The organism is Okeania sp. SIO1H4, assembly GCF_010672695.1.
GTDB lineage: Bacteria > Cyanobacteriota > Cyanobacteriia > Cyanobacteriales > Microcoleaceae > Okeania > Okeania hirsuta.
On the sequence record NZ_JAAHGB010000003.1, the window covers coordinates 199,719 to 217,805 of the forward strand.

Here is an 18,087-nt window from a genome sequence, read left to right on the forward strand (position 1 = left end):
ATGACATGATTAATATTATTTCTTCACCACTAGCACCACTTTTTCTGTTGTCCATTCCTCACTAGCGTCAGTAACAACTTTAATATTTCGCTGAGGACTATCTTCATCTACAACAGCAGCCAATAATTCCTCTAATTTATTAGTAGGTTGTTGATTACCAAAACCTCTTCGAGATTGGTCTAATACTGGTAATTCCAACAATTCAAAATTCGTTCCATCCACAGTCGCAAATACTTTAACTATATCCACCCCTTCCTGATAATTTTTTGGCAGTTCGAGGTCAAAGCGAGTGTCTTTATATTTTCCTGGTTCTAACACTTCATAAGGCACAGCTTTTGGATAGAATTTTACAATACTTAAATCTTCCTGAAGTATCAAAGCCGTAATATTTAAAGTTTGATTAGATAGATTATGAATTCGGAGAAAAACCCGTTCGCCCTCTTCCAATTCATAAATATTATTGTCAGTTTCTAAAGGTACAAATTCTCGTTTCACTGACGTACCTAATTCAAGCTTAAGCTTTCCATTTAATGGGGCAGAATATTCTTCGTTATCCAAATCCCAAATAGTCTGATATTTGGCAAGATGAATTAAGCGATTAATTAGCTTTTCACTAGCTTCTGGATCATCCGCTTTTATTGGAAAAATAATATTTTTAATTGGCTGTTTCAGAGCATCTAAAACCCAATATTCTCCAGCAGCATTCAGTGAAACAAAATAATCTACATCAATTTCTGTTTCCGAACAAAATTCTATCCAGCGATGACCTTCAATTTGTTCTTTCTTAGCTGCGAGAATATTAGGCAATAATGCCACATTTACACCAGGAATTTGCGGTAATGGGTCTGGAAAAAGAACACAAACTTTACGAATTTGTTTCACCCCTGGTCCTAAATATATTGCAGGTGAACCTATTTCAATCATTCCTTCGCTCAAGTTATTATTGATGGTTCTGATATTGTGTAATTCTGTTACTTCTGCCCAACAATCAGATGCTCCTAATTCTACTACTTTTACTGTAGCAATTAGATTTTGGCTGTCTTGAAAATCCCTGGTTGTAAATCGGAAAATATCAAATTCCGCCCCTTTTTTGATGCCATTAGCTTGACCAGCTTGGATTTTGACTCGGTTTTTAGTAATATCTACATCCATGACCGTAGGAGTAGGCCTACTAACAACAGATTGACCACCAAAAAAAGTCTGCTTTGTCTGTCCAATTAGCATCGGTGTTTGTCGCTCAAAGCGATTATGAACGAAATTAGAAATGCGATTAAATAGCTCTTCTACAGCAATTTCTGTGCCAAATTTGCGCAGATTTTTTAAGAGAAAATAAGTTAAAGCGCCGTTGCGTTCTGTTCCTTCAAAAACATCCTCATAAGCAAATTCATTATCCCGACAAGCTGCGATTAAAGTATAACCTTTTGGTTGTGGCAACAAACCATTGGCCACGGTAAGGTTGCGACTATTTGCTGTTAGATTTTGCCAATTTTTTGTTAGTTCTTGAATAGGTGCAACTAAACTATTAGTTCGTCGGGGAGTCATATCAATAAAACCTCCAGCACGAATCTTGTCTTCTCCACCTCTTGTTGCACCACCGGAATGACAGCTATCGAGTACCAAAGTTACAACTAATTTTTTATTCACCATTTCTTCGAGAAGTTGGGCAAATTCTAAGTCACGTAAATAGCGTGAATTTGGTTGACCAATATCTGTGGGAACTAAGCCTTGATCTATACCAGAAATACCCTTAATATCTGTAAAAATTGTTTTCGCTTGTCCACCATGACCAGAGTAATGAATATATACTTGGTCTTGAGGTTTTGCTTTAGCAGTTACCTCTTTAAATTTAGCAACTATATTCTCATAAGTTGGTAAAAATTCGGGTGATTCTTTGGGTTGCTTAGGATTATCTGAAGCAGTAGCTGTGAGTTTAATAATTTGGTCGGATGTGAGGTTGAAAGTATTTTTTAAATAGGTTTCAACATGATTAATATCTCGAACACAACCCCGTAAATTTTTATAGCTGCCACCTTCTAATTCATGGGGAAAATAGAAGTCAATTCCGATGAGCAAAGCGTGAAAGTTGGGGGTTTGGTTAGGTGTTTCAGGAAATAATATTGAATCATCATCTGTATTTCCTCGACGGCCTCCGTCTGTTCTATTTTCTGGTCTATCTGCAACCCTAGATGTACTTCCTCGACGGCCTCCGTCTGTTCTATTTTCTGGTCTATCTGAAACCCTAGAACTTCCTCTACGACCTCCGTCTGTTCTATTTTTTGGTCTGTCTGAAGCCCTGGATTTTTCGGAGTGCAAAATATTAGTAGTTGTTATGCCAAGATTTTCTTCGGATGTTACTAATAATCGAAGCTGATGAATAACAGTAGTTAAAACAGCTCTTACAGAAAAAATTGACCAATTATTTGATGATAATAATGTTGTTAAATTCATAGTCTTCCTCTGTTAATTTTTTTGTTATTGAAACTTCATTTTTAAGGATGGGGGTTGATATTTTAAGCTGAAAAAACTTTCAGCAAAAGCAAAACATTTCCTACTCTATTTCAGGTGGTTTAGACCCATCAAAACTGTCTTGCCACATTGAGCAAATTGTCTCACCTGCTGCACTAGCAATTTTCTGCACAATTAAGGTAGCAACAATAGCAGCGATCGCCGGAGCTAACCCTAAATTAGTAACCAAAATGGGAGTTAACATACCCGCAGCTTTTGTGGAACTTTCATTGTAAGCATCCTCAATTTTTTGCATTGTTTTACAACCGTCACCAAAGGGGTCACGATCGCATAAGAAATCGTAAGCTTCTCCATTCAGGCGTTTAAAAAAATTCTGACCAAATTCTATAAATTTATTACCCTCTAGACCTCTGGGAACAGCCGTCAGGGTATTGATATTGATAGATTCTACAGAAGCACTTGTGGTTAAATCATCTTCCAAGCTTTGTAGTTGCATCCCAAGTTGAGCTTGCAATGTCTCCTCATCAAGTTCTGCCAGTTTTTCAATTAACTCATTAATGTCTGCCATAAAGTTCCTCTAATATTTTCTCAAGTTGTTGTATTGACCTCTGAGAGAATTTGTAGGAGTCCAAGTAATTCAGGACAGCAAAGTCCCAATAAAGCTTGTGAAATTACCTATGACTATCATATCACAGTAATTATGCTGGCAATTCCGGTCAAAAATATTATTGGGTATTCTAGTATTTATACTTAGAAACCTTTGTACTCGTAGGCTCAGTTGCAACGCACCTTATGCCACAAGTAGGCCTTAACGAAGTCAGAAGTTAGAAGTCAGAAGTCAGAAGTTAACCCACCCCCGCCCCTCCCAGGAGGCAGGGCTAATTCATTGTCGCCAGAGAAAAATATTGAGGAGTACAAGTTTGGCCATGTTATCAAGTATTTCATGGTTTTTTCCCGAAATTATCACTCTTAAACAGAAAAAATTGTTACGGAGTCAGTCGCGATNAAAATTTTGGTATTTTTGACAGTGATTTGAGAAGCGATAGACTGCCAGTCCGCAACGCGATCGCATATTCTCCATTTGAAATTTTATTTTTGGTCATTTGTCAAAAAAATTAGATGCGTTTTCCCTGGCTAAACAACTTGCTCCTTACCTTCAAGACCCTGAAGCTTTTCGTCGAGAGAGTGGTGCTTTGCTCAAACGACTGCAAAATATTCAGGATTTGCTCGCTAAACACAATAATTCTGGAAAACCAGCAACCCTCAAAGATTTGCAAGCTTTTTTAGAAGACTATGCAGTAACTGTTGAGGAGTTTAGGGAGCGTGCAATTACCTTTACAAAAACAGTACAACCCCTGACCCAGAAACTTGAGGGTTTAGAAACTGCTGAACAACTCTTGATAAATTTAGTTAAAAGTCCAGAATTTGTTGCTTTTATTGAAGCTCCCGATATGATGGGAGAGTTTTATCAGCTCACAATTCAAAGAGAAATAGATGCCGAGCAAGCCTTAAATAATGCCCAACTTCTACGAAATCAAATCATTGTTTTTAGCTTTGGCCTTTCAGGAGGGGTGGCTCTGATTCTAGCTTTATATACCAGTCATGCAATCGCCAAGCCACTGCAAACAGTTACAGATGTTGCTCAATTAGTTACTCGTGATTCTAACTTCAATCTGCAAGTACCAGTTCAAACTAATGATGAAGTAGGTGTATTAGCAACATCCCTAAATCAACTGATCTGCCGTGTCAAACAGTTAATGACCGAAGAACAAGCTTACATCTGGCAATTGGAACAAGCGAAAGAAACTGCTAATGCAGCCAACCAAGCCAAAAGTGAATTTCTTGCCAATATGAGCCATGAACTCCGCACCCCCCTCAATGGTATCCTTGGCTATGCTCAAATCCTTCAGTATTCTGAAACCATGAGTGAGGAAGAAAACAAAGGTCTTGATATTATCAAACAATGTGGTCTTCACTTACTGAAATTAATCAATGATATTCTCGACCTCTCCAAAATTGAAGCCGGCAAACTCGACCTCTTGGCAAGCGAGTTTCTTTTCCCTCTTTTCTCCAAGGAGTGGTGGAAATATGTCGCATTCGAGCCGAACAAAAAGGCATAAATTTTTACTACTCCCCCGATAAAAATTTACCTATAGGCATTTGCGCTGACGAAAAACGACTACAGCAGGTATTGATCAATCTCCTGAGCAATGGGATTAAATTTACCGATATTGGTAGCGTTACCTTTAGCGTCACCGCACAAAAATTGTCAGACCAATATCGCCTCAACTTTGAAGTTAAAGATACAGGAGTAGGTATGACCCCAGAACAACAAGAGAAAATATTCCTGCCATTTGAACAGGTGGGTGACTGCAAAAAACAGACAGAAGGCACAGGTTTGGGGTTAGCCATTAGTCAAAAGATTGTCAAACTCATGGGTAGTCAACTGGAAGTAAAGAGTGAAGTAGGTAAAGGCAGTACTTTCTGGTTTGATGTGGAAGTTCCAGAAGCAAAAGAATGGGCAGTGGCTTCGAGAACTGTGAAGCAGGGAACTATATTGGGTTATCAAGGTAAAAAATGTCGTGTCTTAGTTGTTGATGACCGTTCGGAAAATCGCTCGGTGGTGGTGATCTTGCTAGAAATGCTTGGCTTTGAAATGAGTGAAGCGAAAAATGGAAAGGAAGCTCTAGAAAAAATGATGGTATCTCTGCCGGATGTGGTGATTACTGATTTAATGATGCCAGTAATGAATGGTTATGAATTACTTAAATATATCCGCAGTTCGGAAAAGTTGAAGGATGTAGTGGCGATCGCTTCTTCTGCTAGTGTGTTTGAAAGTAATCAACAAGAGGCAATTGATAACGGAGCTGATGTATTTTTGCCCAAACCTATACAGACTGACAGATTATTAGAAATTTTACAGCAGTGTCTTGACTTAGAGTGGGTTTATGAGCAAAAGACCGCAGCATCAGCTCAGGTGACTGAGGTTAGAAAAAGTGAAGAAATTGTTTCTCCAGCTATGGAAGTCTTACAAGAATTACTCACTTTAGTAGAAGATGGCGATATTCAAGGTATTGTGGAAGTTGCTGAACAGCTTCTAGAATCGGATGTTACTTTAACTCCTTTTGCCCAAGAAATTTTGCAATTGGCGAATAGTTTCCAACTTAAACGGTTGAAAACTTTCATTAAAGAGTATCTTGATTCGGCGTTGCTGAACTAATGGATGAATCTTTGCAGAAAAAGTAACCCATCTTTATACTTCCTGTTTTTCTCAAACAAGAATTCCAATGCGCACTCTATGTAAGGTCCCCTACACTCCCCACACTCCTTGCAATACGCAAATATGCAACGCCTAATTCTGATGATGGGTGAATGGTTGTAGGTAGTGTGTTGATCTTTTCTCCGTCCTCAATACACCGAAATAAATTATTAGAATCACAAAGCTTCCTTAACCTATTAGCTATTGTCGTAAAAGTAGTCTTATATCAAGTCTCATTCATTAGCCATAATAAATTAGCTATCTTTAGTCATCTAAAGATGACTTCTGCTTTGATCCAAGAAATAAATTTCTTGGCGGATGATATGGTTCGCCAAGCCAAGGATTTAAATCCTTGGCTAATAGTTTAAGTCATCTTAAGATGACTCTTGAGGAGTATGCCATCTTTTTTATCTTTTTATATTGTGGTTAATCAGTAGAACTTGATATGACAAGAACAATGCTTGAGACCCATATTTTCCTCAGACTTTTCACCTACCACCTAATACCTACCACCTACAACCTTCTTTATTCTTTAGCCTTAGCCTCCAAATTTTCCAAACGACTTTTCAATTCCTGATTTTCCTTTTTAATCTTATCAAATTCCTGACGTAACTGTTTCAAAGCCTTATCAGAACCAATATTTTTCTGCACTCTCTGTACCGCTTCCTCAGCTCGACGACGTACTCGACCATCAGTAGTTTGATCGACTATACTCTGCAAAATTGAAATCGCTGTAGCAGTTTCCATTTGCGACAAAGCAGCTACTACAGACATCTGAGTTAAGAAAAAATTTTCCCGTGATAATTCCGTTAGTCGTTGCAAAATACGTTCCAAATTAACAGGAGACTGAGCAGTAGAAATTGTCCCTAGAGACCGAATAGCACTCAAACGTAACGTCTGCGGTACGCCAAGAACAGTATATTTCAAAATCAGATTTAGAGCAGTTTCAGAAGTCTTCATCTTACTCAACGCTGATATAGCAGCAGAACGCACGACCTCATTCCAACCCCGTTTTTCTGCCAATACCCACTTCAACAATTTAATTACCTTTTCCTGAGTTGGCTTTTGATCGGAGTTAGCATTGGCAGCAGCAATATCCCCAATTCCAGACACAGCAGCAGCTTCTACATAATAACTAGCATCGCCATTTTTCACTATAGATTTTAGTTGCTGATAACTTTTATTGGTTTTTATTTGTGTTAGTGCTTCCACCACAGCACGACGCACGCGAGCATCTTCGTCGTTTAAACCTGTAACCAAACTATCAAAGACCTGGTCTAGTTGAATTTTTGCCAGTTGCTTCACTACTTCAACACGCACGCCCCAAAAAGATTCCTCTATCAGCGCTTTTGATAATACTTTCACAACTTCTAAACCACCCTTTTTCACCAACGCTTCGGCAGCATAAATACGAGATATAGGGTCTGGATCGAATTGTAATTGTGCTTTTAGCTCCGCCAATGGATATGCCAATTTCACTGTTTTGAGATAGTTATTACCAACATCAAAGCTGATAAATTTTGGTTTTTCTGCCAGGGGAAAATAAAAGGTTTGTTCCTGCTCATGTATTCGTACAGTAAAAGTTGTCAATTCTGGCTTTTCTTCTTTGAGATAACCGAAAGCAATAGGAATTTTTAGGTCAAATAATTCTTTACTTGAATCCCCATTTTTATCATTATTTACCAGAGTTTGTTTAACTGTTACTTTAGCTAATTTACTATCACCATCCCAAACATAATTAACCTGATAATCAGGATGACCGCCCCGAAAAACATATTGGTCAAATAAGAATAATAAATTCCGTCCTGTTGTCTGTTCAATTGCTCTTAATAAATCGATAGTTTCCACCGTTTTATGAGCATTATTTTCCACAAAAGTATGAATAGCTTTTGTAAATAATTCATCTCCTAATTCAGTTTTAATCATGTGATAAACACAAGCAGCTTTTTCATAAAGATGACGGTCATAAAGCTCTATTGCTTCCCGATAAACATTAGTAACAATCGGACGACGATAGCGAGACTTATCCTCAGCAATATAACTTCGAGCTTCTTTCAATCGATAATAAGCAGCATCATCTTGACCATATTCATGCTCTGTCCATAATACTTCTGAATAGGTAGCCATTCCTTCTTTAATCCAGGCATGAGACCAATGTTTAATTACAATTAAATCGCCGAACCATTGATGGGCAAGTTCGTGAGCAACTAAACTTTCAGAATTACGATTATCTAAAGCTGCTCTTTCATCTAGTAAACATCTATCTGTTAGTAAAGTTGTAGAGGTATTTTCCATCCCTCCAAAAATAAATTCATTAACGCAAACTTGAGCATATTTAGGATAGGGATATTTATAGCCAAATTCTTGACTAAAAAATTCTATCATTTGGGGAGTTTTTCCCATAGTTCGTAGAGCATCATCTTGACGTTTTTTTTCTACATAATAAGTAACAGGAATACCATTCCATTCATCTTTAATTTCGACAAATTTACCCACTGCTAAGGTCATTAAATATGTAGGGTGAACTTGTTTTTGCATCCAATGATAAGTTTTGTTATCTTCACTTTCTTCGGTGTTAATAAGTTCACCATTGGAGATAGCAATAAATTTATGGGGTACTTTGACACGAATTTCTGATGTCGATAGTTGACCGGGGTAGTCGAAACAGGGAAACCAGTAACGAGAGTCTTCGTCTTCGCCTTGAGTCCAGACTTGGGTGGGTTTGTTTGGATAATGTTTGTCAGGAGTGATGAAATAGATCCCTCTTTGAGGGTTGTTGGCCGCGTAGGCGATCGCTACTTTTATTCGTTTACCTGCTTCAGTCGTTGGTTGTAGATAAATCTGTAATTCTTCGCCGTCGTAGTCAAAAGTTTGTTCAGTGTTGTTAACTTTAATAGATTTAATTTCTAAGTCAACTGCATCAAGAGTTAATTTATCAATCCCACTCCGTACAGGGTTTAAACTAATGATACAATTGCCATGAAAACTGTGATTAGGAATGTCGAGTTCTAGATCGAGGAAAATATGTTCTACTTTGCCTGGACTATCAGGGTTATAATGGGGTTTAGCACCTGGTAATTCAAAAGATTTGGAATTATTTTCAGAATCAAAGTAAATATTGGACATTCGATGTGATTTATTGATATGTATTGGACAAAAATCTAGTATATCTGTTAGTCGTAGCCCTGACAGCAATACCTAGATTATTGTAAAATACCATTATACAATTATCCTACAGCTTAATCCTGGGATTGATACGAATTTAATATTCTCAAAATTTGTATTCAGTAATACATACAGCAGATTCCACTAGGGGTGAGGTACACCCATAGCAGGCAAGATGTTATGGCGGGCAAGATGCTATGGCGGGCAAGATGCCCGCACTAGGAATATTTAATTGTTAATAGTAGTCTACCAAAATGAAAACCGCTGTATAATATAGCGCTATCAAAAAAACTATACTAACTCCTGATAAAAATTAAATAACTGTCTGGCTAAAGCTTGATTTGTATACTGATTCATTGCTTTTTCATAACCCTTTTTCCCTAATTCCTCAGTTAATTCTTTTTGCTCCATCAACTGCATTAAACAACTTCTCAATTCCTCAACATTTCCCTCTGGAAATACCAAACCAGCATCCCCAATTACATAAGGAATTTCTCCAGAATCAGAACCTATTACAGGCACTTGACAAGCCATTGCTTCAATTAAAACATGACCAAATTGTTCTTTCCAACCCACAGAAGTTAAAGTTTTAAACTTATAAGTAGTTTCTGATGGCAATACTAAAGTATTCATCAGATTAATATATTTTTGTACATGGTCATGGGGAACACTTTCTACTAAAATTAGCCTCTCTTTAATTCCTAATTTTGCTGCTTTTTCTAATAAAGTTGATTGTAATTCACCCCTTCCTAATAATAACCATTTCCAAGGTTTTTCTTGTAAACCTCCCAAGGCTTCAGTTAATGTGAGTAAGCCCTTTTCCTCAACAAAACGACCTACAAAACCCACCACAAAATCATCAGTTTTAATTCCCAAACTATCTTTTAATTCTGGTTGTGTTTCTGGTTTAAACAAACTTTCATCTACTCCCAATTGAGGCATGACTTTAATCGGCCCTTTGTAGCCTCGTTCTCTTAAAATATCTTCTCCATCTTTATTTCCAGCAACAATTCCATCAGTATTTTTGAGATTATAAGATTCTAGTAAAGAAATGGGAAACTTAAGTTCATAAGGTAGATTCCACCAAGTAAAAAAGAGATTTTTTGCTTTGAGTCCTAAAAGTTTATTAAAAGTAATGAACTGAGCATAAGTTAAAGCTTTAGAACCCTGTTCTACTTGAATAATATCGGGCTTGAATTTTCTTAGTAAACTAATTAAGTCAGGGCCAAAAGTCAGTAAAGCTTGATTATTTTCGCTGTAATTAGAAATAGGTACTACTTGAAAAGAACCTTCATCAATAAATTGGGTTTCAACTATTTGACTTTGTACTCCTTTTGGATTCCAACGTTTAGGAACAACAACCATAACTTCAATACCCGGTTCAAGTTGAGCTAAAGCGCGTAATTTTTCCCGGTTTAAATCAACAATATAGGTGTGGCTCGCTACTAATATTTTCATGGTTATTATTGGGTGATTTAGTATTTATGAAGGAGTATTTGTTAGAAGTTTTCAGAAAAAAATTGAAGTCAGCAGTATTATTTTTACTTTCTCTTAGTATGACTTAAATATTGATTTTTTATCAAAAAAATAGTTTCCCTATTTATTACCTATTTGTGTCACTCTTCATCTCTGACTTGCTCTAACCAAGCTACTAAATCAGATATATTTTTGAACTCTAACATTACCTGACTTAATTCTTCTAATTCCCTATTTGATAATTGATTAAAGCGTTCTTTTATATTGGAATCAATTGTTCCTAATAAACGCTCTATTAAATTTATAATTAATTCCCTTTTCCCTTCTTCACGACCTTCTATTTTCCCTTCTTCACGACCTTCTTCTTTACTAAAAGCAATTGCCCCTTTCCGGTCAAGAAGAAATTGCTCTTGCTTTTCCAATTGTTGCAATTCATCTATAGTTAAATTAGCCTTATTAGCAATAGTAAAAGCTTGACTAATTTCAGGAACTACTTCCATTGATTCCGGTACGACCTCCAAACTATTAGTATGTTTCATAAAGTAGAGCCATTTATCTGTAATATTTTCTAAATTTGCCAATTTTTTCTTAAATTTAGGTAACTCCACAAAAAATAGTTCTATATCGCTGTCTGGATAAACAAAAGAATTCTCCCATTCTTTAAATGCAAAGCGTGTAATAATTTTTTCACTCTCCTTAAACATCGTAAAATCAGCAATAGTTAAAGAAATTACTGGTTTTAGACCTGTATAAACTTTACCTCGCTGGAGTTGATTAACATAAACTTTTGCAGCATAATAAATAACTCGTTTATTAAAACCTTCGATATTTAAAACCTGCATTTCAATAATCACTGTAGAGCCATTATCAAGTTTAGCCCTCACATCTAAATATGAATCTTTGAGAATGGCTACTGACCCAGGTTCATAGGTATCAATAAATTCTAAGTCACGGATAGTATTCTGACCTTCATAAAGTAGTGCATTGAGAAAACTAATTATAATATCTTTACTCTGTGCAGAACTAAAGATTTTTTTGAAGGCATAATCTGTTTTAGGATCGATAAATTTCATAATAAATAGCGTGTTAATTCTTGATTTTTTTACTTCAACCTATGGACTGATGTTGCATACAAAGTCTCTACTTATTTCTAATTTTTAACTTTCTTTAAAGACATCTCCAAAAATCAACAGTAAAATCAATTATTATCCATAAATTATCAATTATTCCTCCCTGTTCCCTGTTCCCTATTCCCTGTTCCCTATTCCCTGTTCCCTTGTATAAATTTGCCCATCATCCCAAATAGATTTAACCTTTGTTTGAACAGCACTCAAAAAACCAAGAGTATAGAAACCTCCACGGGTAATTATTTTGATAGGGGAGCCACCTTTATAACAAGGAGGGTTGCCCAACACATGACAATCAAATAATTTGGCAAAGAAACGCAGACATTGATTAAGAGTCAGATTTTTTAATCCCATGAAAAAGTGATTGTGATAAAAAGTAACTTGATATTTGAGCGATCGCGTTGAAATATCATGACAACCTCCACTTTCTTCACCCAAGTGAACTAGAGAAGCTTCTGGGTCAAACCAAACCTGATAACCAGTTTGTCGTAACCTCAAACAAAAATCTGACTCTTCCCGTACTGCACTACCTCGAAACCGCTCATCAAAACTCAGACCATACTTAGTAAAAATATCTCGGCGATAAGACATATTACAACCTCTTGCTGATATCACTCGTTGAGCCTTAACTGTATGTACCAAATCGATATGATACCAAGCAATACCGGGGTCTGATGCTTCAGGGGGTAAATCTTCTATTTCCAGCTCTCCACCAGAATCTCCTAATTTCATGCGATCGAATACTCGTCCCGCCACTGCTCCTACTTCTGGGCGATCAACATAGTTACGAGCATGGGCAGCCAAAAATCCTTTTTCCAAGCGTACATCATCATCAATAAAAAGAATTATTTCGCCACTACAATGTCTGACCGCATAATTCCTTGCCCCTGGTAAACTCGCCCAAGTCAGACGGAACAATTTAATTTTTCCAGAACTTGCTTGTTCTTCTAAATAAGCTTGAGTCTCTGGTTTATGAGTAGCAGTTTGGTCAACTACCAAAACTTCAAAATTAGGATAGTCTTGTGCAATAACATCCGCGATCGTATCTACCAGAGCTTCTTCACGATTATAGGTAGGAATGACAACAGAAATAGGAATAGCTAATTGTTGATTTTTTTCTTTTAGAGATTGTGCGTTCATTTTTCTCCTTCTTATTTACCATTTTCCATTTCTTCTTCCGCTTTAATTCTTGCTTGTTCCTGTTTATCAATTGCTGGCAACCTCAGAACTACTCCAGCAAAATACCAGTAATAAACCGTAACTGGATCTACATCTAGAGGATAGTAATAAGTGTTGTAGCTAATAATCAAAACAAAAACCCAATAGCATGCACCATAACTGCGTAGACTCTTGTCTTTAATAGAGCGATAAGCTTTGAAACTAGTAAAAGTAATAGTGGTTAGCAAGACTAACATTGCAATTGCGCCGAACTGTCCTATTTCATAAATTAACTTAGGATAATAAGTCTCAATTAACCTAGTTCTACCAAAAGTTCGGGCTGAATTAGTAGCCCGTCCTAACCCTTTGCCCAAAACTCCTACATAGCTGACTTCGTGAAATTGTCCGGTAATAAAAGCAGTGGGTGGTGCAGCTTGCCAGCGACTAACAAAACTATCTATCCGCTCCTGAACAACTACAGGATTGGATACTATTACTCCTCCCAGTACAACACCTAGTCCAATACCTATAGGAAGAAACCTTTTGAGGTTAGCGATCTGACCTGTCAGCACCAGAAGAATTATAGTTACTGTGGGAACCAGAGCTAGAGCAATTCTTTGACCGCTAATAGCTGCATTAACAAAAACCACTGCCATTCCAAATAAACCTCCTATTCGCCAGATAGGAGAGGGGTCACTAAAAGCAACTGCAAAGGTAAAGGCAGCATTAGAAATCAAAAACCATCCCCACTGCCAAGGTGCAACAAAAGTACCCGGTAAACGAATCACACCCTGACTAGGACTAAATAATAGAGCGCCTCCTACTAAACATTTAGCTTTTAGAGTTGCTCTAAATAGTTGTTGTCCAGTAAAACCACGAGTACCTTTACACTTACCTGAACTGAGAAATTGGTACTGTACTATACCAAGTAAACAACAGATAATAGCTAAAATTAGTGTAAGACGCGCAGCAAGTAATAATTCTTTTTTAGTTTTGAGTTTATAGTAAGCACCTGTAATTAAAGGTAGGTAGCCGATCAATGCTTTGAGTCCCAATATTCCCATCAATATTGGTTGTTCATTAACTTGTTCATTAACATTTGGTCTGAGTGGGTCTGGTGGTTCCAACTGTTGAGCACCATTAACGAATAGTAAAGTAAGTAGACAAAAGCCCAATAAAATGTATAAGGGATTTTTCACTACCTTGGGAATGATGAATGGATTTCCTGTTTTTTTGCACCACATACCAATGCCAATCATTGCTGGAATGAAAAAGCCATCTTTTGCTAACTGAAAAATGGGACTTCCTCCACCGATCCAGTAAGTCACAGTGCCAGCAAAGGGCATATAAATTAGGAAGGCCCAAAGTCCTAAAATTGGATACTTGAAGGAAAAACCTAAAACTGCCACACCACCACCACCAGCGAGGGCTATTTTTGGCTCCGCTATGAAAAATAACGTTATACCAATAACAAGACCAAGACCACCATAAGTAACAAGAGCGCCAATAACCTGCTGAATTTGTTTAGCTCTTTGGCGCTTTCTGGCAGCTAATTCCTTTTTGCTAACCTGGGGAGCAGCAGGTTTGCCTTTCTTTTTTGATTTGCTTTTTGATTTTTTTTTAGACTTTTGTTTTGTCGGCATTGTTAAGTCAGTTTTAGGCCAGATATTGCTGGACTGCTAAAACTAAGTTCTCTGTCCAGTAGCTTGCGAGTTCAGCATTAATTGCCTCTACCATAACTCTAATTAGTGGTTCTGTGCCAGAGGCTCGGACTAAAACCCGCCCTACATCTGCTAAAGCTGTTTCTGCTTCTTCTATAGCTCTGACTAATGGTTCGCAGTTTTTCCAGTTAGCTCGGCGATCGCGGTCTTCTACCCGGACATTTCGGAGCAATTGGGGATAGGTCTGGAAGCTTTGGTCTACTAATTCTGCTAGGGAGACTTCTGAGCTTTTGACTAGAGCTGCTAAATGTAGGGCTGTCATTAGACCATCTCCTGTAAGGCCATAGTGAGGACAGAGAATATGTCCTGATTGCTCGCCGCCTAACATTGAGCCTGTCCGCTGCATTTCTGCATGAACATATTGGTCTCCTACTTTAGTCCTCAATATTTGTCCACCCTGTTTGTGCCAAGCACGTTCAAATCCTAAATTGGCCATGACTGTCGTGACAATCAAGTTGTTTGGCAATAACCCGGCTTTACTTAAGCTTTGGCCCCAGAAGTAGAGTATATAATCTCCATCTATTGAACGACCTTGAGAATCTACTGCTAATACTCGGTCAGCATCTCCATCAAAGGCAAATCCTATATCAGCTTTGTTTTCTACTACTGCTTGTTGCAGGGAATGGAGATGAGTAGACCCACAGTTGACATTGATACGATCGCCGTTTGGTTGGTCATGTAAACAAATGACTTCTGCCCCCATTCCCTGGAAAACTTCTGGGGCGGTATGAACTGCTGCTCCCCAAGCTAAGTCCAGAACTATTTTCATTCCCTGGAAATGTCCTGGTATTAAAGGAGAATGTAGAGATGCTTGGTACTCCTTGACTAATTCTGGTCTATGGTAATGCTGTCCCCAGTTATTGTGAATAGCTGGAAAATCTGCCATTCCTCTAATTCCAGATTCTATTTGTTTCTGTAATTCTGAAGAGAGTTTTGTACCATCGGAACCAAAAAATTTAATCCCATTATCTTCGGGTGGGTTATGACTAGCAGAAATCATTACCCCGCCTATTGCTTCTGAAACGCTAGTAAGATAAGCAACACAAGGGGTAGGGCATAAACCTAAATTCCAAACTTCTAACCCTGCTGCGGTTAAACCTGCTGATAGAGCCATTCCTAGCATATTGCCTGAATTTCTGGTATCTTGACCCATAATTACAAGGCCACAGTTTGGAGAATATTGGCGCAATACCTGTCCTGCCCAAAAGCCTATTTGTAAGGCTAGGGGGGCGTTTAGTAGTTCTCCTGCTTTGCCCCGGATGCCATCTGTACCGAATAGGGGTGTTGTGGGCAGTAAGGTATGGTTCCAAGGCAATGTTGTTGTTATTGCTGTGGGTGATAAGTTAAAAGTATTTTGTCCATAAGTTGGTTTGAATGATGGTATTGCTACCATAATTTTCACTCCTCGTCAATATTTAGTTATTCTCACTCTCAAGAAAGAGAATAGCACTTCCTGATTGAATAGATAATTTTGAATTATTTATAGCGCTGTGTGCAGGCAACAGGCAATAGTGTCAGTCCAGTAGGGTGTGTTAGCGGTAGCGTAACACAAAACCCTATATTTATTGTCAGTGCCTAATTCCTGAGAGTTTCGACTTAGTTAACGATTTGCGATACGGAGCGCGATATAATACGCTAGTTCTCTTCACATATTTGTAACGAAGGTGAAATTTGTATCTTCTGCACTAATCGCTGCAAGTAACATTTCTGGGGTGTCTATCTATGAAAGGGCGATCGCTCCATAGCTAAGAAGGAGGCGATCGCTTTTTTTCCAGCCTACTCCTGGGCCTTTGAAGTATAGCGCTGCGCGCAGGCAACAGGCAACAACTCCGGAAGGCAATAGGGGGAATAAATTGCGGATAGTATAAGACTTTTAGCTATTGGACACCTCCTGCAATTTGTAAATATGCCAGCGCACATTGCTATAGGAGTTTCTGGCCTCCCTCTGGGGAGTAGGGGAGATGGAGATCAGATGGAATATTTAACTTCTGACTTCTGACTTTTGACTTCGTTAATGCTTGCTGTCTATTGTTTGTTGAATAAATATTCATATAGATTTTATGAGATTGACAAATGATTCAATTTGTGCAGGTAGCTAATAACGGTTGATTTTCACTATGAAGAAAAGCCTAATTATATGAACTTTTATATGAACTTTGATGAGTCATATCAGTAAATATCCTTACGTCTTTAGAAAGGGTAGGAGATATAAGTCCTGAAGAATACTTCCCACAGTTTAGTACATCACAACCTCCTATAAAACTTAAACTGTCTGGTGGAAGTGGAGTAATAAAAGATGGAGACACAGTAAAAATAGAGACGACGAAGCTTCTGTAGGAGACAAGAAAACTCTTGGTGCATGGAGTACTCCCGCACTATACTACTATGATGGCTTGTACGAACAACAAAAATGGACTATTCGGAAAAGAGATAATAGTGATCCAATTATTAATTATGGTGATGAAGTTTATTTTCTGAATAATTATTATGAAGGGCAGTGGTTGTGTATTGAAAATAATGGAAGGTGGCTAACAACAAAAACAAACGCAAATGTTTATTGGGTAATCAAATAGTTGAATAGTTCTCAAGAAAAAATAGAGTTTTCAAAGCTCTATTTTTTTCTTATCATCTTAAATTATTAATCAGATAATTCTGAATTATCTCCCTAGTAGCTAAACCAGTTTTTTTCCAACTAAACTCTTTAGCTCTAGCCAAACTTAAGGTCGAGAGGCGCGATCGCTCTCCTCCATCTTTAGCAATAATATTCATCGCATCTGTTATTTCTCCTACATTTTTCGGGTTAACTAAAATAGCAGCATCTCCCGCAACTTCTGGCAGGGATGAAATATTAGAAGTAATAACAGGAGTACCACAGGCCATTGCTTCTAATACGGGAAAACCAAACCCTTCCCACAGACTAGGAAAAACCAGAGCGATCGCTTGATTGATTATTTTGGGTAATTCTGAATCAGGAACATAGTCTAGAAATTTGACTAATTTTGTTAAACCTAATTCTTTAATTTGAGTTTTTAATGTTGGTGTATAAGTATTATCTGTAGGTCCGGCAAACCATAATTCATACTCGGAAAAATTCGGCAATTTAGCAAATGCTTCTATCAACCGATGCAGATTTTTATAATGGTCATGGCGACCGAGATAAAGAAAGTAATTTTGTGTAGGTAAGTCTAAAAATTGGAATATTTGAGAGTCATAACCTAAAGGAATAGGTGTAATTTTTTGAGGTGGTATTTGGAAAAAATCAGTAATATCTGTTGCCGTTGCTTGAGAATTACAAATAATATGTTCTGCCTGGTTTAATACTTGAGGAATATAATATTTGAAATAAGCAGTTAAGCGAGAACCAGGTTTAGGAAAACGTAAAGGAATTAAATCGTGAGCCATTACTATATAACGACACTGAGAAAATAAAGGCGCTTCTGGAAGGGGAGAAAAAAGTAGATTTGCTTGTAATTTTTTATAGATATTTGATAATTGAAATTGAGTCCATAATAATCGTCGTAAATGACCTTTTGTTCCCTGAGCGGGCGTCATGTTGTTAGGGATTAGATGGCAGTTAAAATTGGAAATATTATTGGCTACTAACAGGGTAGGATTAAGTTGTTGAAGTTGTGGCAGGATGTTATTAGCGTAGATGGATATTCCTGTTGGTTTTGGAATTAATACTGATAGATTAATTAGAAGTTCCTTAGACATT

12 protein-coding genes are annotated in these 18,087 nt (G+C 37.5%); 3 read left to right on the plus strand and 9 right to left on the minus strand.

The annotated features are described in order from the left end of the window. Positions 1 to 15: 15 nt before the first annotated feature. Both F6K06_RS01930 and F6K06_RS01935 read right to left on the minus strand, forming a co-directional pair. On the minus strand, positions 16 to 2,448 hold the full coding sequence (locus tag F6K06_RS01930; protein WP_124145592.1) for a caspase family protein: 2,433 nt from the start codon (positions 2,446 to 2,448) through the stop codon (positions 16 to 18). A gap of 100 nt (positions 2,449 to 2,548) precedes the next feature. Continuing rightward, positions 2,549 to 3,034 (minus strand): hypothetical protein, encoded by a 486-nt coding sequence (locus tag F6K06_RS01935; RefSeq protein ID WP_124145591.1) that lies wholly within the window; start codon positions 3,032 to 3,034, stop codon positions 2,549 to 2,551. A gap of 535 nt (positions 3,035 to 3,569) precedes the next feature. On the opposite strand from F6K06_RS01935, the gene F6K06_RS01940 reads away from it, so the two are divergent. Continuing rightward, entirely contained in the window at positions 3,570 to 4,586 is a 1,017-nt protein-coding gene (locus F6K06_RS01940) for a HAMP domain-containing sensor histidine kinase (RefSeq protein WP_205127202.1), read from the plus strand. Then, positions 4,547 to 5,686, plus strand: a complete 1,140-nt coding sequence (locus F6K06_RS01945; RefSeq protein WP_205127203.1) for an ATP-binding protein — start codon at positions 4,547 to 4,549, stop codon at positions 5,684 to 5,686. Before F6K06_RS01940 ends, F6K06_RS01945 begins: the two co-directional genes overlap by 40 nt. A gap of 564 nt (positions 5,687 to 6,250) precedes the next feature. Here F6K06_RS01945 and F6K06_RS01950 read toward each other — a convergent pair. The 6 genes from F6K06_RS01950 to glmM all read right to left on the minus strand — a co-directional run bounded on the left by F6K06_RS01950 (position 6,251) and on the right by glmM (position 15,765). Continuing rightward, positions 6,251 to 8,851, minus strand: a complete 2,601-nt coding sequence (locus tag F6K06_RS01950; protein ID WP_287243370.1) for a M1 family metallopeptidase — start codon at positions 8,849 to 8,851, stop codon at positions 6,251 to 6,253. 330 nt (positions 8,852 to 9,181) lie between these two features. After that, complete coding sequence (gene hpsO / locus F6K06_RS01955; RefSeq protein WP_124142874.1) at positions 9,182 to 10,348, minus strand: hormogonium polysaccharide biosynthesis glycosyltransferase HpsO; 1,167 nt, start codon at positions 10,346 to 10,348, stop codon at positions 9,182 to 9,184. Positions 10,349 to 10,506: 158 nt separating this feature from the next. Next, positions 10,507 to 11,439 carry an Rpn family recombination-promoting nuclease/putative transposase gene (locus tag F6K06_RS01960; protein ID WP_287243368.1) on the minus strand — a complete coding sequence of 311 codons (933 nt, stop codon included), beginning with the start codon at positions 11,437 to 11,439 and terminating at the stop codon, positions 10,507 to 10,509. Between the two features lie 174 nt (positions 11,440 to 11,613). Beyond that, the gene (gene hpsN, locus F6K06_RS01965; RefSeq protein ID WP_124142876.1) at positions 11,614 to 12,633 is read right to left on the minus strand and encodes a hormogonium polysaccharide biosynthesis glycosyltransferase HpsN; all 1,020 of its coding nucleotides are present in this window, start codon (positions 12,631 to 12,633) and stop codon (positions 11,614 to 11,616) included. 11 nt (positions 12,634 to 12,644) lie between these two features. Further along, positions 12,645 to 14,294 (minus strand): hormogonium polysaccharide biosynthesis protein HpsL, encoded by a 1,650-nt coding sequence (gene hpsL / locus F6K06_RS01970; RefSeq protein ID WP_287243367.1) that lies wholly within the window; start codon positions 14,292 to 14,294, stop codon positions 12,645 to 12,647. Between the two features lie 13 nt (positions 14,295 to 14,307). Further along, complete coding sequence (glmM, locus tag F6K06_RS01975; protein WP_124154233.1) at positions 14,308 to 15,765, minus strand: phosphoglucosamine mutase; 1,458 nt, start codon at positions 15,763 to 15,765, stop codon at positions 14,308 to 14,310. A gap of 1,000 nt (positions 15,766 to 16,765) precedes the next feature. Between glmM and F6K06_RS01980 the strand changes: the two genes are divergently transcribed. Next, a complete protein-coding gene (locus F6K06_RS01980) occupies positions 16,766 to 16,945 on the plus strand; it encodes a hypothetical protein (RefSeq protein ID WP_124154232.1) in 180 nt (59 codons plus the stop codon). 52 nt (positions 16,946 to 16,997) lie between these two features. Here the strand turns inward: F6K06_RS01980 and F6K06_RS01985 are convergent, their stop codons facing one another. After that, complete coding sequence (locus F6K06_RS01985; RefSeq protein WP_287243365.1) at positions 16,998 to 18,086, minus strand: glycosyltransferase family 1 protein; 1,089 nt, start codon at positions 18,084 to 18,086, stop codon at positions 16,998 to 17,000. Position 18,087 lies beyond the last annotated feature (1 nt).